Below are 17,708 nucleotides of genomic sequence, written 5' to 3'. Positions count from 1 at the left end.
CGGGGCGATCCGCGATCGCCCCGCTCATCTCTGGGAGATGGGGATATGCCTCGCACCATAACCAGCTCAATGCTTCACGGCGGGCCACTGCGGATCTGGTCGGCGATCACCGATCCGGATCATCGTCGGGCTTGGAGTCCGCTCGTATTCCTCGACAACCCGTGCCAGCTTGGCGAGACGGAATGTACCTTCGCGATCCAGGGCATCACCCGGCCAATTCGGACGCCGGCCCGGGTCGATCAGTTCGACAAGCCGCGCGCCTTCGCTTGGTCCTGCGGCATCCCTTATCTGTTCACGCTCGAAGAGCGGTACGAGCTGGCAGGGGACGATGGTGGCACCAGGCTAACACATAGCTGCACGCTGCGCGGGGCGCTGTCTCTGCCGTTCGCGGCGATGATGTTGCGTCGTCTGCGGTCCCTGATGATCGAGGCTGACGATCGCCTTGCAACCTATCTGCGCTGGCGGGTGGGTCAGCCTGCCCGTGGGATCAATCGTCAGCGCGTCCCCTCCCGCTACAGGAGGAAGGCGCGATGATGCCGTTGAAGCGGGTACTGCCCGCCCTCATCCTCGTTGTCGGGCTGGCGGCTTGCACGGAAAGCAAGCCGCCAGCCCCGCCAACGGAGCAGCAAATCCATTCGTCCGACAGCGCCGTGGCGACCGGGGAAATGGGGCGCCATCCCTATCGCTGTTCCGACGGGGAACCGCTGTTCGTCGACTACAAGGACAACGGCCTGCAGATCGATTTGCGGCGCTCCAGCAGCGCCGTGCCCATGACGCTGACCGCGCCAGCGCAGGGCCTCCAATATGTCGGCGAGACAGCCACCGCGACCTTCAAGGGGTCGCAGCTCACCGTCGTGGAAGGCGAGGGCCGCACCCGAATCTGCGAACGGGAGGGCACCCGATGAACCGTCCTGTCTTCCGACACGTCGCACTGGAACGGGAGAGAAACGATGTCTGACACGTCGATCTCGAATGTGATGGCCATTCGGGCCGAAGTGATCGCGCGAAGCCGCGCCTTGCGCGAGGCGCAGCCGACGGCACCGCCCGGCGTGACGCCGACCGCTCCGGCGTCGAACTTCGCCGATACCCTCAATGCCGTGGTCGCGAAGGTCAACGAGACCCAGGAGCAGGAGGATGTCGTCACCGAAGCATATGAGCGTGGCGAAACCACCGACATTGCAACCGTCGCGCTCATCCAGAGTCGCGCATCCATTACTTTCGAGGCGACCCTGCAAGTCCGGAACAAGCTGCTGTCCGCTTATCGGGACATCATGAACATGCCGATCGGATGACGATCGCTAAGAGATTTAGGGCGTAATTGATATGATTGTCGGCGCGAGGCCACGTTTTAGGCAGATCATTATCGAGGTTTGGAAGCCTCTCACGATCCTGTTCGTGTGGGACGTGGCGGTGACGGCATTCCACATGATGACCCCGATCAAGGAACCGCCTTTGCCGACGGCGCTGTTCGGCACTGCCATCGCGCTCTTCATGGGGTTTCGGACCAACGCAGCTTATGCGCGCTGGTGGGAAGCGCGAACCCTTTGGGGCGCGCTCATCAATGCGTCGCGCAGCCTGGCCAGGATCACACGCAGCCTGACCAAGGGGGAACCCGAGGGCAGTGAGACGCGGCACAACATCATCCTGCGGCAGATCGCCTTCGCGCACTCGATGCGCTGCCAGCTTCGCCGACAGTCGCCCTATGAAGACATTGCCCGGATCGCCGGAACGGACGTCGCCGATATGGCGGTCGCTCGCCTGAACCCTGCCAACGCGCTCTTGGAGGACATATCGGGCAATTACGCCGACGGGCTCGCGGAAGGTCGGATCACCGAGATCCAGCAGGCAACTGTAGAGCGCGTCCTGATCGACATCGCCAATGCGCAGGGTGGCATGGAGCGGATCAAGAACACGCCGCTGCCCAATGGCTTTCGGTTCTTCCCGAACCTCTTCACGCGCGTGTTCTGCGTGCTGCTTCCGATCGCGCTGGTCGAATCCCTGGGCCTTGCCACGCCGATCGGATCGACGCTGATCGGACTCGTCTTCCTCGCGGTGCTGAGCATCGGCGAGGATCTGACCGATCCGTTCGCCAATAGCGTCCACGATGTCCCGCTCACGGCCATGTGCCGCACGATCGAGATCGACCTTCTTCAGACGGCGGGACTACCGGCCCCTGAGCCGCTGACGCCCGATCACGGCGTGCTGTGGTGAGGGCGGTGCGCGCCTTGCGGCACCTGCCTGGCCTGACAGCCGCGCGCATCGGCGCCGTTCTGTTCGCGGGTATGGTCGTAGGGGCGTGCAACCCCGCTCCAAGCCAACCGGCCGAGCCGGCGCATGAAAAGCATCTGACGCCTCGATTGATCGCGCAGCGCATCATGTATTGCGACGATGGATCGCGCGCCGATGTCGACTTCATCGACGACGGCCTGAAGATGGCTGTCACCTGGCTGCCCAAGGGCAGAACCGAGATCCTGCACGCGCAACGGACCGGCGAAGAATTTCGCGGCGACCAGTCGCGGGCAGTCGTGGCGGGCGGGTCGATCGCCTTCACGCAGCGCGGGAAGATCCGCGTCTGTCATCGAACACCGGAGGAATCATAGGATATGCAGGCATTGCTCTACACGCTTGCGCCTGTGTTGGCGGTCGTGCTCGGCGCGATCATCGCGAGCCGCACCAAGTTAAATCCTGGCCTCGTGGCGGGGCTACAGCATCTTGCTGCCGGCGTCGTGTTCGCGGCGGCAGCGACTGAAATCCTGCCGCAGGTCAAGCATGAGGCTTCGCCCAGCGCGACGTTGATCGGCGGGGCGGCGGGCGTCGTAACGATGCTGGGTCTCAAGGCTTTCGAGGCCCGCTTCAAGGGGCCGATGGCGCTGCTCGCCGCGATCGGCATCGACATCCTGGTCGATGGCCTGGTGCTCGGCCTTGCGTTCGTCGCGGGCGAGAAGGCGGGATTTCTGCTGACGATCGCGCTGACACTCGAAGTGCTCTTCCTGGGTCTGACACTGACCAACGAGCTGGCGGAAACCTATCGCTCGCGCCTGCGCATCATCGTGATCGTCTCGGCCTTGGCGCTGCTGCTGCCGATCGGCGCGCTCGCTGCCGTTCCTGTCGCCACGCTCTCGCCGGTAATGGTCGCTGGCTTCCTGAGCTTTGGGCTGATGGCGCTGCTCTACCTCGTCACGGAAGAGCTGCTGGTTGAGGCGCACGAGAAGCCTGACACCCCGCTCATCAGCTCGATGTTCTTCGTAGGGTTCCTTGCCCTGCTAACGCTCGAGGAGATCATGGGATGATCCCGAGCAACGACAACAATGGCGGCGAAGAGCGTCGCACCCTCTGGATCGTCCTGCTGCTGAACGCGGCAATCGCGGCGGGCTTCTTCGTCTCAGGATTTTTCGCGGATTCGAGCGCCCTGATCGCCAACGGTGTCGACAATCTGTCCGATACGGCTGTGTATGCGCTGAGCCTTGTGGCGCTAACCCGGGGCCAGACGTGGAAGACACGCGCTGCGGTCGCTTCGGGCGTCATGCTGCTGATCTTCGCGGGCGGTATCCTGATCGACGTTGGCCGGCGCTACCTTCAGGGCAGCGAGCCGATCGGACCGACCATGATGGTCATGTCGGCGATCGCCGGCGTCGTAAACTACCTCTGCCTGCGGCTGCTCCAGCGGCTCAAGGATCCGGACGTTAACCTACGGGCCGCCACCACCTTCAGCTTCAATGACTTCATTTCCAATGGCGGCATCCTGATCGCGGGCGTGCTGGTGCTGTGGCTGGGCACCAACTGGCCGGACCTTCTGGTCGGCTTCGCTACCGCCATCATCGCCATCAAGGGCGGTGTCGAAATCCTGCGCGACGCGCGCGCCGAAACCAAGAAAAGCGAAAGGAGGTCGTCATGAACGACAAGCTCGAACTCGATATTCCAGTATTGTTGCCGGACCTTCCTGACGCGGCCGACGCTTGCCTGGACCGTCTCGTATCAACCCTGTCAAAGCGCGAAGGCGTCGAGCGGGCGCATGTGATCTGCCTCGATGGCGACACGCCGGCGGCCCTGTGCATCCATTTCGACGCCGCCAAGCTACCGCTGCCGCGATTGCGTGAAATGGTGCGGGCCGCAGGTGCCGAAATCACTGAACGCTACGGTCATGCGATCTGGCAGGTGACAGGGATCAGTCACGAACGGCGGGCGCGCACGGTCAGCGATGCGCTATGCGCGTTGCCCGGGGTGGTACAGGCAAGCGCCAGCACCAGCGGGTCGGTCCGGGTCGAATATGATCGCCGAGAGACCACAGAAGAGGAAGTGCGCGCTGCTCTTCGCAAGCTGAAGGTGAGGGTTGGCAAGCGGGTCGCCGCCGATGACCATGCCGGCCACGACCACGGCCCCGGGGGCCACGACGCGGGCGAAGAGAAGCACGGCCCCGGCGATGGTCACGACCATAGCCACGCCGAATTTCTCGGCCCCAATACCGAGCTGATCTTCGCGCTTGCCTGCGGCGCGCTGCTGGGGATCGGCTATGCGATCGAAAGGCTGGTTGCCGGCGCACCGGAGTGGCTGCCCACGGCCTGCTATGTCGCAGCCTATTTCTTCGGCGGGTTCTTCACGCTGCGCGAGGCGATCGACAACCTTCGGATGAAGAAGTTCGAGATCGACACGCTGATGTTGGTTGCTGCCGCCGGCGCCGCTGCGCTGGGCGCATGGGCCGAAGGCGCGCTGCTGCTGTTCCTGTTCAGCCTTGGCCATGCGCTTGAGCATTACGCGATGGGACGCGCCAAGAAGGCGATCGAGGCGCTGGCGAAGCTCGCGCCCGAAACCGCGACCGTGCGACGCGACGGCCAGACCAGCGAAATCCCGGTCGAGCAAATGGTCGTTGGGGATGTCGCCATCGTCCGCCCGAACGAGCGCCTGCCTGCTGACGGCTTCGTCATCACGGGCACCAGCGCGATCAACCAGGCCCCGGTGACCGGTGAAAGCATCCCGGTCGACAAGGTGCCGGTCGCCGATGCCGCCGCGGCGCGGGCAAAGCCTGATGCAGTGGACGCGGAGAGCCGGGTTTTCGCCGGTACGATCAACGGTGGCGGCGCGATCGAAATCGAGGTGACACGCCGTTCCAATGAAAGCGCGCTCGCCAAGGTCGTGAAGATGGTGAGCGAGGCGGAGACGCAGAAGTCTCCGACGCAGCGCTTCACCGATCGGTTTGAGCGGATCTTCGTGCCTGCTGTCCTGATCCTGTCGGTGCTCCTGCTCTTCGCATGGGTGGTCGTCGACGAGCCGTTCCGCGACAGCTTCTATCGCGCGATGGCGGTGCTGGTGGCAGCAAGCCCGTGCGCGCTCGCCATCGCAACGCCGAGCGCTGTCCTGTCTGGCGTTGCCCGTGCAGCGCGGGGCGGCGTGCTCGTGAAGGGCGGTGCACCGCTCGAAAACCTCGGGTCGCTCAAGGCGATTGCTTTCGACAAGACGGGGACGCTGACCGAAGGTCGTCCGCGCATCACCGATGTCGTGCCCGTCGATGGCGCCGATGAAGGCGAGCTGCTGGCGCTGGCCGTCGCCGTCGAAGCGTTGAGCGACCATCCTCTGGCCCAAGCGATCGTCAAGGACGGCCGCGAACGACTGAACGATCGTGCCGTGCCGACTGCCGGCGACCTCAAGAGCCTGACCGGTCGGGGCGTCACCGCGAGCGTGGATGGCGAGACGGTCTGGATCGGCAAGGCCGAGATGTTCGGGAGTGAGGGCATTCCGGCGCTGGGGCAGGGAGCGCAGAACGCGATCGCGAAACTGCGCGAGAACGGTCGCACGACGATGGTGGTCCGCAAGGGAGACCGCGACCTGGGCGCGATCGGCCTGATGGACACGCCCCGCGAAGCGGCAAAGACCGCGCTGCGCCGGCTGCACGAGATGGGCGTGTCGCGGATGATAATGATCTCTGGCGACCACCAGAAAGTCGCCGAAGCGATCGCCAACGATGTCGGGATCGACGAGGCGTGGGGCGACCTCATGCCCGAAGACAAGGTTGCGGCGATCAAGAAACTCGCCGGCGAAGACAAGGTCGCAATGGTGGGTGACGGCGTGAACGATGCCCCGGCGATGGCAAGCGCCACGGTCGGCATCGCGATGGGCGCGGCGGGGTCGGACGTTGCGCTGGAGACAGCCGACGTCGCCCTGATGGCTGACGATCTGGCGCACTTGCCATTCGCGGTGGGCCTAAGCCGGCATACGCGTGGAATTATCCGGCAGAACGTCTTCGTCAGCCTGGGTGTCGTCGCCTTCCTCGTTCCTGCCACCATCCTTGGCCTCGGTATTGGGCCAGCGGTGGCGGTTCATGAAGGATCAACGCTGCTTGTTGTCATCAATGCGCTCAGGCTGCTCGCCTACCGCGATCCGGCGGGGAAGGCGGCATGAAGTGGATGATCGCCTTCGACCTCGACGGCACGCTTGCCGAGAGCAAGCGGCCGCTATCGGAAGATATGGCCGCAACCCTCGCCCGATTGCTCGCCGTCACGGATGTGGCGGTGATCTCGGGCGGGGACTGGCCGCAGTTCGAAAAGCAGGTCGCCTCGCGTCTTCCTGCCGGCGCCGCGCTTGACCGTCTCTGGTTGATGCCGACCACAGGCACAAAACTCTATCGGTTCATCAATGGCGCTTGGCGCGCAGTCTATGCCGAGCTGTTCGACGATGCAGAGAAGGCGACGATCCGCGCGGCCTTCGATCAGGCCCTGACCGATGCCGGCCTCGCCGACGAACGTATCTGGGGCGAACGGATTGAGGACCGGGGCAGCCAGATTACCTTTTCGGGGCTGGGGCAGGCAGCGCCGCTAAAGGAAAAGGAAGCGTGGGATCCTGACCGAAAGAAGAGGACCGCGTTGCAGGCCACGTTGCGCGCGACGCTGCCGGACCTCTCGATCAATCTAGGTGGCACGACATCGATCGACGTGACCAGGGCAGGGGTGGACAAGGGCTATGGCCTGAAGCGCTTGAGTGCTGAAAGCGGCGTCCCGCTCGACGGGATGCTGTTCATCGGCGATGCGATCTTCCCCGGTGGGAATGACTATCCCGCCGCTGAAATTGGCCTCGATACGGTGAGAGTGCGCGACGTTGCGGAAACCACCGCCGTCGTGACTGCCATCATCGCATGTCTGCACCGGTAGGGATCGCCGATGTTCGCGATCCCCGCCTTGGGCCTGAACGTCTGTGGGACTCTCGGCCCGACCTTACCCCTTTACCTCCGATCTGGAGCAATCGCGTAGAACAGGCAGGCCGGCATGTTTCAAAGCTCGTGGTGGGAGATAACCACCCATATCATCAGTCTCGCCATCGCCTACGCGCTCGCCCTTCCTGTTGGCTGGGATCGCGAGAACGACGCCCGCAGCGCAGGCATCCGTACATTCCCGTTGGTTGCCATCGCCAGTTGCGGCTTCGTGCTGGTGGGCATTGCGATCCTCGGCCGCACGTCTCCAGCGCAAGCCAGGTTGCTCGAAGGTCTGATTACGGGTGTCGGCTTCATCGGGGGCGGCGCGATTCTGAAGAAGGGCGACAAGGCGTCAGGCACAGCGACGGCGGCCAGTCTGTGGGCGACTGGCGCGCTCGGCGCGGCCGTGGGCTACGGCCTATACGACATCGCCTTCATCCTGAGCGCTACCACCTTCCTCACCCTGCGCTGCTCTCGTCCGCTCAAGCGCGCCACCAATGGCGACGTCGGCAGCTCGGCGAGCCGATGACGAGCCCTTGGGCGAGCCGATGGATGCGGCCTGTGCGATCCCTTACCCGGCGCTGGGCACCGGCGAGGACCATCGCGGCGCGTGACCGCCAACATCGCTTGCTGCGCTGGGCGACGCTGCTGGAGCGCAATCCCCACCAGATCATCGGCCTGCTGTCCCCTTCGTGGGCGGGCGGCGACGCGCGCGGCACGATGGTCGATCGGCCGAGCGCGATCGATGTCGCATGGAGCGACGTGGTGCTGCGGGTGATGGGGTTGGCGGGACGATCGCGCGGTGAAGCAAAATCGTTCTTCGGGTTGTCGGATGCCGAGCTGGATCGGATTGCCGCAGGTTCGTGGCGGTGTCCGGTTCGACCCGCTTGGCAGGTCGCCGTGCGGATCAGGAACGTCGAATGTCCGCGCCTGGAAAATCGGATCGTTGGGTCCGTCGTCGCCCTCCTGCTCGTGATTTGCGCGATCTCCTATTGGATCTTCTGACGAGGCTGGTTTGTGTTCGACATCATAACATCGATCCTCGCGTCACTCGGCGGCTTTGGCGTCTTCCTGCTGATGCTGGCCGAAAATGTCTTTCCGCCAATTCCGTCGGAAGTGATTTTGCCACTTGCCGGCTACACCGCTGCGCAGGGGCGCGGCTCGCTGTGGGTGGTGGCAATCGCCGGCACCCTCGGATCGGCTGCAGGGGCGGTGCTGTGGTACTATGTCGGCCGCTGGATCGGCATCGAACGATTGAAGCGCTTTGCTTCCCGCCACGGCCGATGGCTGACGTTGACGCCCGGTGAGGTCGATCATGTCGACCGCTGGTTCGACCGCTACGGTCGTTGGGCGGTTCTGTTCGGGCGCATGGTCCCGGGAGTCCGGACCCTGATTTCGGTGCCCGCAGGGGTCAGCGGGATGCCCCTTGGTCCATTCTTGGTCTCGACGCTCACCGGCTCGGCCATATGGACCGTTATCCTCGTGCTGGCGGGCTATGAGCTGGGCGAACGCTATAGCCAGGTGGCGAGCGTCATCGAACCGGTCAGCAACGCCGTGCTCGCGCTGGCCGTCATCTGGTATCTTTGGCGGGTCGCGACTTTCGGGCGATCAAGGGGTGGCCATTGATGGCTGACCTGCTGCCCGCGTTTCCTGCCGGCCTTTGGCTCATGGCAGCTTCGATGCTTGTCCGCATCACACGCTTTGCACGTGCCTTTAGCCTGATCTCACCAGCCAGCGCGATCATCCTCATCAGATTGGTTGGAAGGCTTCACCGCAGCGGATTTCACGCATGGCGTCGCAACGGAGGGAAGTGGCGTTGGGCCGGAATATGGAGAGGATCGACATAATGGGGAACAGCAAGCAGCAGGCGATCATCGCCGTTGCCGCAACAATCGTTCTGTCCGGATGCGGGCTGATTAAACCACGCGACGCCGGCTATTTCCGCTTCCACGCGGAAGAGGCGAGACTGGTCGTCACACGCTGCGAGCGGGGCCAAGAGACCGGCAGCGACTGCGAGGCCGCGGCGCAAGCCGTGGCCGAGCTCGACGCGGCGGCGGGGCGGCAGTCTGGACGCTGAAGCGAGCCACCTTCGCCCGCCCCATGAACCAAATCACTATCACTGGAGAAGAATCGTAATGATCGGAAGCAACAGGCCGTTCGCGCTGGTGCTGGCAATGACCGCCGTCTTAACCCCGCTTTCCGCGAAGGCACAGCATACCCAGCATGGGTCAACTGGTGCCGTGTCAGGCTCGCTAAACGAGCCGCCCGCTACGCGGGCCTACCGGGCCGCAAATGCCAAGATGCATGGCGATATGGACGTAGCCTTCACGGGTGATGCCGACGCCGATTTTATGCGCGCGATGATTCCCCATCATGAAGGCGCTATCGCGATGGCTGAAATCGAATTGAAGTATGGCCGAGATCCCGCCGTGCGCCGCCTCGCGGCCGCAGTGGTGGCAACCCAAAGGCGCGAGATCGCCGAAATGCGCACCTGGCTTGCACGTCGGCAACCCCGAAAGTAGCGGCTGATTGAAAAGGTGGCGCTCACCGCCGTCAATGATGGCGACGGTCGTGATTTTGGGATCATAGGCCAGTCGCGCCGCCACGTCCCGGCCCTCGTCGGGGCCGGGACGTGGGGGCGCTCATGCCGGCTCGTCCAGTTCAGGGGCCGTCTCAACGGCCATGCGGCTCAAGAGCCAGTCGGACGCGTCCTGGGCTAGGCGGGCGGCGGTGAAGATGCACCGCTTGTCGTTGCGCAGGGCCTGTAGCCAACTCGCCAGATAGGCGGCGTGGTCTTCACGGTCGTGAAGCTTGATGCCGATGGTCGCGCTGACGAACGCCGCCCCTAGCTCGGCAACCAATTCCTCTCGGGCGTAGTCCTCGCGCTTCGTGGAAATGAGAGAGGGACGGGCAAGTCGGTCAACATGTCCCGTCGCGTGCGAGTTATGCCGATATCGGCATAACGGCCATTATGCCGAACGCAGGATTATGCCGCATGTCTTTGCAGAACGGCAGATTTCTGCGGATCAGCCATGCCGAAGTTCGGCATAGTCAGAGCTTTTGCGACAGTGGCTGTTGTGTCTGACTTTGTGGGTTGTTCTACGGGGGCATATCCTGTCGATGTTACCGCGAACCGATTGTTCCCAAGGGGAGAAGCCCTCACCTTAGCTGGCGTGGTTCGCGTATCTCGTCGGCATCCTGCGTGGCTTCGTGCACCTCCTCGCGGATGATCTTGGTGGTGATCTCGTCGAGATGGGCGGTGAGGGCACTGCTCAGTTCCTCAAACTCTGGCCAAAGCGTCATCTGGACGAAGCTGGCCGGGGCACGGATAATGACGGTTTGACGGTGCATCCGCGTGTAGCGGAAGGGCTTGATGCCGTATCGACGGCATAGGGCGATAAAAAGCTGACGGGACCAGGGATCTGTAATCGAGAATTTGAACTCTTCGGCACGTTCCTGCTTGCTGGCGTTCTCGAATTTGACCCTGATGCGCTCCGCCGCTGCGCCAGCGGCAGACTTCTCGCCGTCAGTCTTGGCACCGGCGTAGAGCGCTTCGATCTTGCGCAGCTTCTCGCGGAGTTGGTCTTCGGATATCATGGCCGTCAATGCACCGTCGGCTTCTCGGTGAGGATGCCCTCGATCATCTGACGGCGCGCGCGCGTGCAAGACGATACGGCCTCGTTGATCTCGGTCTCCATGATCCGCGTCAGTTCGCGCAAATGGCTGAAGGTCGTGCCTAGCTTGGCGGCGTCATCTGCATCCGGTGCGTGCGAAACCAGCTCGCAAATACCCGCCATCATAGCGCGCATCTCCGCAAGACGGTCGACGGCCTCGTGTGCCCGCTCAGGCAGATCGATGACGTCCTCGCCATTGAACAGGCCTTCAATGAACCCATCCAGTTCCTGGAGGCGAACGAGGCCATATTGGCCCAGGTCGACGGCGGTCGGCTCCGTGGACGGGCGGGTCAGCCGGAACGGCTGGCTGCGCTTCTGATGCCGGGTCAGGTCGTTCCAGAGCCCTTGCACGAGAGTATCGAGCAGTTCGTTGACCTCCTCAATACTGTCAAAGGGCGGCAGTTCGCCACCCCAAAGGTCCTTGATGATCTGAAGCGGCGAGGCCGAAATCGCGGGCGTTGCGATATTGCCCAGGAAGCGGGTGCGTACCTCGTGGAACGGCACGGGGCACTCATGCTTCGCCAGCAATGCCTGGGCCGTCTTAATGCTCGGCCCCTTAGTCGCCTTCTTCATATCGTTCCGCCCGCAACAAAGATCATGATCGTCATGCCCTAATCGGCAATTACGAGCTGACGATAGTATTGCGATCGGGGCGGTCGCAAGGGTCGGATCGTGCTTCCATAGCAAGGAGCACGAAAAATGCCGAACGACCTTCAATCTCCGCTCGACCGACACATCGTCACGTTCATGGACCGGCTGACCGCCGAAAACTACAAGCCTCAAACGATAAAGGCCTATCGGGGCCTGCTGAAGCGCCTGATATCCCTGATCGAAGCCGCCGGAATATCACCACAAGATCTGACGGCGGAACGGGCGGCCGAGTTGGTTCGCAACGACGAGCGTAACCGGCGCGAGCCCAACAAGTGCCAGAATATCGCCCGACGCTTTGTCGCCCATCTAATCGCCAGCGACGCGGTGCCAGCTCCGGTCGCGACATCGGGGCAGATCGCCCGTGCAGCCCTGCGCGTCGATTATGAAGAGTATCTGGTTCGGCAGCGCGGGATCAGTCCCCGCACGATCTATCATGCCTGGCGCTTTGCCGACCGGTTCCTCGACCATCGGTTCGGCGACGGCGAAGCCAAGCTCGCGGCGATCAGCGCCGGCGATGTGGTATCCTTCCTCCAGCATCTACTCGGAAGAAAAGGCCCCTATCGCGACAAGACGGCTGCCACCCACATGCGCGCCTTCTTCCAATATCTGTTCCAGCGTGGCGTCACGGAGACCAACCTTGCTCTGTGCGTGCCGACCATAGCCCAGCGCTGGGACGCGAGACTTCCGCGCTTCCTGTCGCCCGAGCAGATCGAAGCCCTGCTCGCATGGGTCCGCGACAATCCGAAGCATGGTTTGCGCGATCATGCAATGTTGCTGATGATGGCGCGCCTTGGGCTGCGGGCACCGGAGGTGATCGCCATCCGGCTCGATGATATCGACTGGCGCGCCGGTGAGTTGCTCGTCCGGGGCAAGGGCCAGCGCTACGATCGTCTGCCTGTTCCGCCGGATGTGGGAGAAGCGATCGCAGCCTATGTCCGTGAGGAACGCATATCGGCATCACGGACGCTCTTCGTCTCGTTGCGGGCGCCAAACGGCCCCTTCAAGGATGGACAGGTCATCAATACCATATTGAAGGATGCCTTCGCCGCGACCGGCGTCACGCCGCCCGGCCCATATGTAGGATCGCATGTCCTTCGCCACAGCCTGGCGACGAACATGGTGCGCAACGGCGCGTCACTTGCGGAGATCGGCGACATGTTGCGCCACCGGTCGCGGGCTTCGACGATGATCTATGCGAAGCTGGATATCGACGGCCTGCGTTCGATCGCAAAACCATGGCCGGTAGCGGGAGAGGCACAATGACTCTCGCTCATGAACTTGACCGCTATCTCAGCGTCAGGCGCAGCCTGGGATATGACCTCGGCACAGCCGAAAGGGCGCTGCGCCGCTTCGTGCAATATGCCGATGAGCAGGGCGTCAATCACATCACGACCGACCTGTTCCTGGGCTGGCAGGGCGCGTTCGGCAATGCCAGACGGTCAACATGGGGGGCTCGCTTCATCATGGTGCGCCTGTTCAGCCAATGGCTGCACGGCCTGGACACTACCCATGAAGTGCTTCCTCGTGGCCTGGTCCCGTACCGCTATTGCAGGACGCACCCCTATATCTTCACCCCGGCGGAGATCGTCGCCATCATCGAGGAAGCCGCGCAGCTGCCGTCAATCTATGGCATGCGCGGTCTGACCTGCTCGACGCTGTTCGGGCTGATCGCGGTGACGGGCATGCGGATCAATGAGGCGCTGAGCCTCGATGCCGACGACGTCGATCTCGATACCGGTATCGTTCACATCCGCTGCGGCAAGCTTGGCAAGGAGCGCCTGCTTCCCGTCCACGAGACCGCTGTTGACCAGTTGCGCGCCTATGTTGCCCAGAGGGACCGGTTGCTGGGGCGCGCTTCGGTTCCATTCTTTGTGAAATGCGATGGAAGCAGGCTCGGCGATTGCGGCGCGCGCTACAACTTTGCACATGTGTGTCAACGCATTGGCCTGCGTGAACCTCAGACCAAGGGGCGCCACGGGCGTGGTCCCCGCATCCACGATCTGCGGCACAGCTTCGCTGCGCGAACGATGATCGACTGGTACAGGTCCGGCAAGGATCCGGCGCGGGAAATGATCAAGCTGACCACATGGCTTGGCCACGCCAACCCCGATCACACCTACTGGTATATCGAGGCCGTTCCGGAACTGCTGGATCTGGCGTCAGCTCGGATCACCGATCCTCATGATCGGGAGATCTGCTCATGACCGGCATGACGTTCCCGGCGCTGCTCCAACGCTTCTTCACCGACCGGCTTTGCACGCAGATGGAGGCAAGCCGCCATACGATCGCGGGATATCGCGATACGTTCCGGCTTCTGGTTCGCTTTGTTGCCGCGCGATCGGGTAAGCCGCCGACGTGCCTGGGCATCGCCGACCTTGATGCCGAAGTGATCGGCCACTTCCTCATCCATATTGAAATGGCGCGAGGCAATGGCGCGCGAAGCCGCAATACGCGGCTTGCCGCCGTCCGGTCCTTCTTCCGGTATGTCGCCATGAACGAGCCGGAGTGGCTGTTGCACTGCCAGAGAATCCTCGCTCTGCCGGACAAGCGCTATGTGAAAAGAAGCGTCACGTTCCTTGATGGACCTGAGATCGCAGCATTGCTGGCTGCGCCCGACCGTTCGACCTGGACCGGTCGGCGAGACCACATCCTGCTGCTGGTCGCCCTGCAGACGGGCCTGCGGGCATCGGAACTGACCGGTCTGCGCCGCAGGGATCTCGTCCTCGGCACCGGGGCACATGTCCGCTGTCTGGGTAAAGGTCGCAAGGAACGTTGCACGCCGCTTCGTCGGGATACCGCCAAGGCCCTGCAAAACTGGTTGAAAGAATGGCGCAGCGACGATGATGGGCCGCTGTTCCCTTCCATCCGTGGCGATCCACTCTCGCGTGATGCCCTGGAACATCTGGTCCGCAAACACTGTCTGACTGCTGCGCGTTCCTGCCCAAGCCTCGCCAGCAAGCGGGTGACCCCGCATACCCTGCGCCACAGCACCGCTATGGAACTGCTTCACCATGGCGTCGATCAGTCGGTCATTGCTCTTTGGCTCGGGCATGAATCCGTCGAGACGACGCAAATCTATATCCATGCGGACATGCGGCTGAAGGAAAAGGCACTGGCCAGCGTCGCCGCTCCGGAAACTCGCCCCGGCAGGTTCCGCCCCGACGACGAACTACTCGCCTGGCTCGAAGCCCTCTGATTATGCCGAACCGCCGCATGGCTGGTCCTCAGAAATCCGTCGATCTGAAAGGCCATGCGGCATAATCCGGCGAGCGGCATAATGGCAAAGTTCGTGCGCTAGGGTCGAATAATAGTCATCGCTGGTGTGGAAATCGGCAAACTCGGGCATGACCACATGATCGCCGCTCGGCTGATAATAGGGCTGCGATCCGAAGTGTTTAAGGGTGACGGAGATGCGAGCGAAAAGCGCGTCCAGCTCGGCATCCCGCTCATCGGGATTGGTTGCGGTGATGATCGGCGCGGGGGTTGGATATTTCGCCTCGATGCCATCGATCTGCTCGGCATTGAAAACGGTATAGCGCTTAAGAAACGCCACCTGACGCTTGCCGTCCTCGCTGCTCTCTCCACCCTTGTCGGCGTCAACCTCGATCTTGTTGGCATAGACGACGGTCGAACCCTTCTCGCCCTTGCGGACGCATCCACCAAGCGCAAGCGCTTGCTTGAAGGTCAGCCAATGCGGAGAGGCATAGCCCTTGGTCATGGCGGCAACCCAAAGGGTCAGGACGTTGATGCCCCGATAGGGAACGCCGGTCGAGCGGAGCGGGATATTCGGTGCGGTGCTGCCATTCCACGATTTCGACCACGGCCGGGTGCCGGCCTCGATCATCGCGATCATCTGATCGGTGATTTCCTGATAGATGTCGGCTCGATTGTCGGTGATCCGTCCCATGATGTCTTCCTTTCCTTTGAGGCTGAAAGCCGGTCGCAACAGCAACCGGCTCTGCCTTTCCGGCGAGGAACGGGATGGGGAGGGAGGGCGAGAATCTGGCCTCTGGCGCGGGCGAGCCGCCTAGCGCGGCCGACGCTCCGCAGGGCGTCGGGTGCCGCGTTTGGCGGATTACACGGGGGGCCTGATTGTCGTTCGGGAACGAAAGGGCAGCCGCCCTTGGTGTTCCCCGGCACCGGTCTGGCCTCCGGGGGAGGGCAGCGTGCCCAACAAGCTGTGCCACGCTCCAGGCGTGTCATGGGGGGTGTGCCACGTGGCACACCTGCCTTGCGGCAGCGCGAATAGGAAAACACGGGGAGAGGGGGAGGCCGTGGGGGCTCCCGCTGGGTTTATCCTCGGTTGATACGCCAGGAGTGTACCCTGAGCGGTTCCTATATGGGGATGTCCTATGCTTTGTAGGCCCCGTGCGGCTCCCGGGTGGGCGGTCCAAAGGGCCGGGGAGGGGGCGGCCTGCGCGCCCTGTGGGGCGCCCCTAGTGCCGCCCCCTCAAACTTGAATCCCCTTCGCGCGAGGGGCATATTTGCAGCCAGAAAGGATAATCACATGGCTGCGAAAAAGCAAAAGGACAGCAGCGCCGATCTGCGAACGAATGAGAAGAAGTGGACCAAGCCGCTGATGGATGCGGGCTGGACTGCATTGCCGAGCGTCATCATCGAAAATCAGCGCCAGCTCATGCTGTCGCCGCTCGATCTCAACATCATCGTGTATCTGGCGAGCAAATGGTGGACGGCGGAGGGCAAGCCCTTTCCGTCCAAGACCACGATGGCGAAGGCGATGGACGTTCATCCGCGCACGATCCAGAAGCACATCGCTGCGCTGGAGGGGGCAGGGTATATCCGTCGCGAGGAGCGGCGGACCGAAACCGGCAGCCGCACCAACATCTACCATCTCGATGGGCTGATTAAGGCAGTAGCGCCGTTCGCGGTCGAGAAGCTGGCTGAGATCAAGGACAAGGCCGAGTTGGCGAAGCGCCGTCAGAACCGGGCCGGGGCGCCTAAGCTGCGTCTGGTACAGGATGACGACGAGTGAACGCGCATATCCAAGATTCACCCCCGAAAGTGGAACCGAGGGTTACGGCCGCGCCAAGCATCCGTCAGCTCTACTGGTGTGACTTTCCGCAAGACGCCCAGCTCCCGGAGTTCTGGAAGCGGCGCCCCGTCATCATCGTGTCGTTCAAGAACACGCTGCATGGCGCGGTCACGGTGGTGCCCTGCTCGACGGCAGCGCAGCCAGGAAACAAGTGGGCCTTTCCGCTGCAGACCACGATTGACGGTCGGGCGGCGTTCGCGATCTGCGACAAGCTGACGACCGTGGCGGTGAGCCGGCTAATCCCTGACAAAGGCGGCATCATGCGAATGCCGGTCGGGGAGTTCGACGACATGCTGCGCCTTGTGTTGGCCTGGCTGCCGGTGCCCTCGACGCCCCCGTCGCCGCCTCAGGGGGTGCCGCCTACGCCCACCGGTTCCGGCGCGTAAGGCCGGTTGATGTCCTTTCAGATTTTAGTTGAATCGTAAGGGATGGGTTTCTACATGGGGAGCACGCGCGGCCTCCCCCTGGGGAGTGTCCGTTTCCCGCGAGGGAACTAAATGGTCGGGGCCGCCTCAAAAGGGCGGCCCTTGGCTTATCTGCGGCACTGGCACGCAGCCCGCAAGCTTCAGACATAATGACCTGCTCGCCGGTAGATTGGCATCGAGTCGTCCAGTCGCATGGCAGGGAAGGGCGGAACGTCGTCGGCCGCCGCTTAGGCAGAGCAATAAATTCGCTGTGAGCGGATTTTATTCGTTGACTAGCGAAGTGCGCTAGGGCATCACACTCTCGTTCAGTTTGAAAGGGGATGTGTCGCCATCAACCGAGGGGGAAACCCCTCCTGGAGAAGAAACCTTCTCTGCTTTGTGGCTCCGTGCGTGCGAGCGAGCGGCGCCGCGGGCGGCCACCGGACGGCCCGGTGTCCGCCTTGGTGTTCAGGGTTAACGTGCTTCTACCCCACCCTCCAAAGCCTCGGCGGCGCCCCTGCATGGTGTGGGGGTTGGCAGAGGAGGACGCCATGCGAAAGCTTGGTCTGAACGAGAAGCGTGCGCGAACGAAGACGGTGCGACGGCAGCATTGGGCAAAGCGCCTGATCCGTCCGTCCACTTTGAAGACGGTGGTGGCCTTGGGGCGAGTGGTGGTGCAACTGCTCCACATCGCCCTCTCCATCATCAAGGTTTTCCGCCAGTAATTCGCACCCTGAATAGCCTCC

At 63.0% G+C, this 17,708-nt stretch carries 23 protein-coding genes and 1 pseudogene; 19 read left to right on the top strand and 5 right to left on the bottom strand.

Features of this window, described 5'->3' with window-relative positions; translation table 11 throughout:
• Positions 1-45: 45 nt before the first annotated feature.
• The 4 genes from V473_RS21145 to V473_RS21130 are packed head-to-tail and all read left to right on the top strand — an operon-like array spanning position 46 to position 2,211.
• Positions 46-534 carry an SRPBCC family protein gene (locus V473_RS21145; protein WP_066609250.1) on the top strand — a complete coding sequence of 163 codons (489 nt, stop codon included), beginning with the start codon at positions 46-48 and terminating at the stop codon, positions 532-534.
• A complete protein-coding gene (locus V473_RS21140; RefSeq protein WP_019368192.1) occupies positions 531-905 on the top strand; it encodes a hypothetical protein in 375 nt (124 codons plus the stop codon). The genes V473_RS21145 and V473_RS21140 overlap by 4 nt, the downstream gene beginning before the upstream one ends.
• Positions 906-950: 45 nt before the next feature.
• Positions 951-1,292 carry a flagellar hook-basal body complex protein FliE gene (fliE, locus tag V473_RS21135; RefSeq protein WP_019368193.1) on the top strand — a complete coding sequence of 114 codons (342 nt, stop codon included), beginning with the start codon at positions 951-953 and terminating at the stop codon, positions 1,290-1,292.
• Between the two features lie 31 nt (positions 1,293-1,323).
• Positions 1,324-2,211, top strand: coding sequence for a bestrophin family protein (locus tag V473_RS21130; protein WP_066609249.1), 888 nt, complete (start codon positions 1,324-1,326; stop codon positions 2,209-2,211).
• Here V473_RS21130 and V473_RS24650 read toward each other — a convergent pair.
• Positions 2,193-2,579 carry a hypothetical protein gene (locus V473_RS24650; RefSeq protein WP_201785571.1) on the bottom strand — a complete coding sequence of 129 codons (387 nt, stop codon included), beginning with the start codon at positions 2,577-2,579 and terminating at the stop codon, positions 2,193-2,195. The genes V473_RS21130 and V473_RS24650 overlap by 19 nt on opposite strands.
• A 24-nt stretch (positions 2,580-2,603) precedes the next feature.
• Between V473_RS24650 and V473_RS21120 the strand changes: the two genes are divergently transcribed.
• The 9 genes from V473_RS21120 to copM all read left to right on the top strand — a co-directional run bounded on the left by V473_RS21120 (position 2,604) and on the right by copM (position 9,702).
• On the top strand, positions 2,604-3,290 hold the full coding sequence (locus tag V473_RS21120; protein ID WP_018251225.1) for a ZIP family metal transporter: 687 nt from the start codon (positions 2,604-2,606) through the stop codon (positions 3,288-3,290).
• A complete protein-coding gene (locus V473_RS21115) occupies positions 3,287-3,895 on the top strand; it encodes a cation efflux transmembrane domain-containing protein (protein ID WP_019368196.1) in 609 nt (202 codons plus the stop codon). Before V473_RS21120 ends, V473_RS21115 begins: the two co-directional genes overlap by 4 nt.
• On the top strand, positions 3,892-6,393 hold the full coding sequence (locus V473_RS21110) for a heavy metal translocating P-type ATPase (RefSeq protein ID WP_066609247.1): 2,502 nt from the start codon (positions 3,892-3,894) through the stop codon (positions 6,391-6,393). The genes V473_RS21115 and V473_RS21110 overlap by 4 nt, the downstream gene beginning before the upstream one ends.
• Positions 6,390-7,139, top strand: coding sequence for an HAD-IIB family hydrolase (locus V473_RS21105; RefSeq protein ID WP_019368198.1), 750 nt, complete (start codon positions 6,390-6,392; stop codon positions 7,137-7,139). Before V473_RS21110 ends, V473_RS21105 begins: the two co-directional genes overlap by 4 nt.
• 114 nt (positions 7,140-7,253) lie before the next feature.
• Positions 7,254-7,709: an MgtC/SapB family protein gene (locus V473_RS21100; RefSeq protein ID WP_019368199.1), complete on the top strand. Its 456-nt coding sequence runs from the start codon at positions 7,254-7,256 to the stop codon at positions 7,707-7,709.
• Between the two features lie 98 nt (positions 7,710-7,807).
• On the top strand, positions 7,808-8,185 hold the full coding sequence (locus V473_RS21095) for a hypothetical protein (protein WP_019368200.1): 378 nt from the start codon (positions 7,808-7,810) through the stop codon (positions 8,183-8,185).
• A 12-nt stretch (positions 8,186-8,197) separates the two neighbouring features.
• Positions 8,198-8,806: a DedA family protein gene (locus tag V473_RS21090; protein WP_019368201.1), complete on the top strand. Its 609-nt coding sequence runs from the start codon at positions 8,198-8,200 to the stop codon at positions 8,804-8,806.
• A gap of 220 nt (positions 8,807-9,026) precedes the next feature.
• The gene (locus V473_RS21085; protein WP_231471584.1) at positions 9,027-9,257 is read left to right on the top strand and encodes a hypothetical protein; all 231 of its coding nucleotides are present in this window, start codon (positions 9,027-9,029) and stop codon (positions 9,255-9,257) included.
• A gap of 58 nt (positions 9,258-9,315) precedes the next feature.
• The gene (gene copM / locus V473_RS21080; protein WP_330219427.1) at positions 9,316-9,702 is read left to right on the top strand and encodes a CopM family metallochaperone; all 387 of its coding nucleotides are present in this window, start codon (positions 9,316-9,318) and stop codon (positions 9,700-9,702) included.
• Between the two features lie 120 nt (positions 9,703-9,822).
• Here the strand turns inward: copM and V473_RS21075 are convergent.
• From V473_RS21075 to V473_RS21065, 3 genes and pseudogenes are all read right to left on the bottom strand, one after another.
• Positions 9,823-10,113 (bottom strand): annotated as a pseudogene (locus V473_RS21075) (zincin-like metallopeptidase domain-containing protein); the annotation flags it as partial.
• 226 nt (positions 10,114-10,339) lie between these two features.
• Positions 10,340-10,777, bottom strand: coding sequence for a hypothetical protein (locus V473_RS21070; RefSeq protein ID WP_066609245.1), 438 nt, complete (start codon positions 10,775-10,777; stop codon positions 10,340-10,342).
• A gap of 5 nt (positions 10,778-10,782) precedes the next feature.
• Positions 10,783-11,427: a hypothetical protein gene (locus V473_RS21065; protein WP_066609244.1), complete on the bottom strand. Its 645-nt coding sequence runs from the start codon at positions 11,425-11,427 to the stop codon at positions 10,783-10,785.
• Positions 11,428-11,553: 126 nt separating this feature from the next.
• Here V473_RS21065 and V473_RS21060 point away from each other — a divergent pair, with 126 nt between their 5' ends.
• Genes V473_RS21060 through V473_RS21050 form a run of 3 tightly spaced genes read left to right on the top strand, consistent with a single transcriptional unit; the run spans position 11,554 to position 14,701 of the window.
• Positions 11,554-12,768, top strand: a complete 1,215-nt coding sequence (locus V473_RS21060) for a tyrosine-type recombinase/integrase (protein WP_066609243.1) — start codon at positions 11,554-11,556, stop codon at positions 12,766-12,768.
• Positions 12,765-13,709: a tyrosine-type recombinase/integrase gene (locus V473_RS21055; RefSeq protein WP_066609242.1), complete on the top strand. Its 945-nt coding sequence runs from the start codon at positions 12,765-12,767 to the stop codon at positions 13,707-13,709. Before V473_RS21060 ends, V473_RS21055 begins: the two co-directional genes overlap by 4 nt.
• Entirely contained in the window at positions 13,706-14,701 is a 996-nt protein-coding gene (locus V473_RS21050) for a tyrosine-type recombinase/integrase (protein ID WP_066609241.1), read from the top strand. The genes V473_RS21055 and V473_RS21050 overlap by 4 nt, the downstream gene beginning before the upstream one ends.
• Here the strand turns inward: V473_RS21050 and V473_RS21045 are convergent, their stop codons facing one another.
• Positions 14,702-15,412 (bottom strand): ArdC family protein, encoded by a 711-nt coding sequence (locus V473_RS21045; RefSeq protein ID WP_269076456.1) that lies wholly within the window; start codon positions 15,410-15,412, stop codon positions 14,702-14,704.
• Between the two features lie 600 nt (positions 15,413-16,012).
• Between V473_RS21045 and V473_RS21040 the strand changes: the two genes are divergently transcribed.
• The 3 genes from V473_RS21040 to V473_RS21030 all read left to right on the top strand — a co-directional run bounded on the left by V473_RS21040 (position 16,013) and on the right by V473_RS21030 (position 17,687).
• Positions 16,013-16,498, top strand: a complete 486-nt coding sequence (locus tag V473_RS21040; RefSeq protein ID WP_017503469.1) for a helix-turn-helix domain-containing protein — start codon at positions 16,013-16,015, stop codon at positions 16,496-16,498.
• Positions 16,495-16,944 carry a type II toxin-antitoxin system PemK/MazF family toxin gene (locus V473_RS21035; protein ID WP_148648484.1) on the top strand — a complete coding sequence of 150 codons (450 nt, stop codon included), beginning with the start codon at positions 16,495-16,497 and terminating at the stop codon, positions 16,942-16,944. Before V473_RS21040 ends, V473_RS21035 begins: the two co-directional genes overlap by 4 nt.
• Before the next feature lie 569 nt (positions 16,945-17,513).
• On the top strand, positions 17,514-17,687 hold the full coding sequence (locus V473_RS21030; RefSeq protein ID WP_236704401.1) for a hypothetical protein: 174 nt from the start codon (positions 17,514-17,516) through the stop codon (positions 17,685-17,687).
• Positions 17,688-17,708: the final 21 nt, after the last annotated feature.

The organism is Sphingobium cupriresistens LL01 (genome assembly GCF_001046645.1).
Lineage (GTDB): Bacteria > Pseudomonadota > Alphaproteobacteria > Sphingomonadales > Sphingomonadaceae > Sphingobium > Sphingobium cupriresistens.
The sequence above is the reverse complement of the archived record's forward strand: the minus strand, read 5'-3'. Positions and strand labels throughout refer to the sequence as shown.

Coding starts and splice junctions, on each gene's coding strand:
- V473_RS21145 (WP_066609250.1), top strand. CDS start 46: ATGCCTCGCACCATAACCAGCTCAATGCTTCACGGCGGGCCACTGCGG.
- V473_RS21140 (WP_019368192.1), top strand. CDS start 531: ATGATGCCGTTGAAGCGGGTACTGCCCGCCCTCATCCTCGTTGTCGGG.
- fliE (WP_019368193.1), top strand. CDS start 951: ATGTCTGACACGTCGATCTCGAATGTGATGGCCATTCGGGCCGAAGTG.
- V473_RS21130 (WP_066609249.1), top strand. CDS start 1,324: ATGATTGTCGGCGCGAGGCCACGTTTTAGGCAGATCATTATCGAGGTT.
- V473_RS24650 (WP_201785571.1), bottom strand. CDS start 2,579: ATGACAGACGCGGATCTTCCCGCGCTGCGTGAAGGCGATCGACCCGCC.
- V473_RS21120 (WP_018251225.1), top strand. CDS start 2,604: ATGCAGGCATTGCTCTACACGCTTGCGCCTGTGTTGGCGGTCGTGCTC.
- V473_RS21115 (WP_019368196.1), top strand. CDS start 3,287: ATGATCCCGAGCAACGACAACAATGGCGGCGAAGAGCGTCGCACCCTC.
- V473_RS21110 (WP_066609247.1), top strand. CDS start 3,892: ATGAACGACAAGCTCGAACTCGATATTCCAGTATTGTTGCCGGACCTT.
- V473_RS21105 (WP_019368198.1), top strand. CDS start 6,390: ATGAAGTGGATGATCGCCTTCGACCTCGACGGCACGCTTGCCGAGAGC.
- V473_RS21100 (WP_019368199.1), top strand. CDS start 7,254: ATGTTTCAAAGCTCGTGGTGGGAGATAACCACCCATATCATCAGTCTC.
- V473_RS21085 (WP_231471584.1), top strand. CDS start 9,027: ATGGGGAACAGCAAGCAGCAGGCGATCATCGCCGTTGCCGCAACAATC.
- copM (WP_330219427.1), top strand. CDS start 9,316: ATGATCGGAAGCAACAGGCCGTTCGCGCTGGTGCTGGCAATGACCGCC.
- V473_RS21070 (WP_066609245.1), bottom strand. CDS start 10,777: ATGATATCCGAAGACCAACTCCGCGAGAAGCTGCGCAAGATCGAAGCG.
- V473_RS21065 (WP_066609244.1), bottom strand. CDS start 11,427: ATGAAGAAGGCGACTAAGGGGCCGAGCATTAAGACGGCCCAGGCATTG.
- V473_RS21060 (WP_066609243.1), top strand. CDS start 11,554: ATGCCGAACGACCTTCAATCTCCGCTCGACCGACACATCGTCACGTTC.
- V473_RS21055 (WP_066609242.1), top strand. CDS start 12,765: ATGACTCTCGCTCATGAACTTGACCGCTATCTCAGCGTCAGGCGCAGC.
- V473_RS21050 (WP_066609241.1), top strand. CDS start 13,706: ATGACCGGCATGACGTTCCCGGCGCTGCTCCAACGCTTCTTCACCGAC.
- V473_RS21045 (WP_269076456.1), bottom strand. CDS start 15,412: ATGGGACGGATCACCGACAATCGAGCCGACATCTATCAGGAAATCACC.
- V473_RS21040 (WP_017503469.1), top strand. CDS start 16,013: ATGGCTGCGAAAAAGCAAAAGGACAGCAGCGCCGATCTGCGAACGAAT.
- V473_RS21030 (WP_236704401.1), top strand. CDS start 17,514: ATGCGAAAGCTTGGTCTGAACGAGAAGCGTGCGCGAACGAAGACGGTG.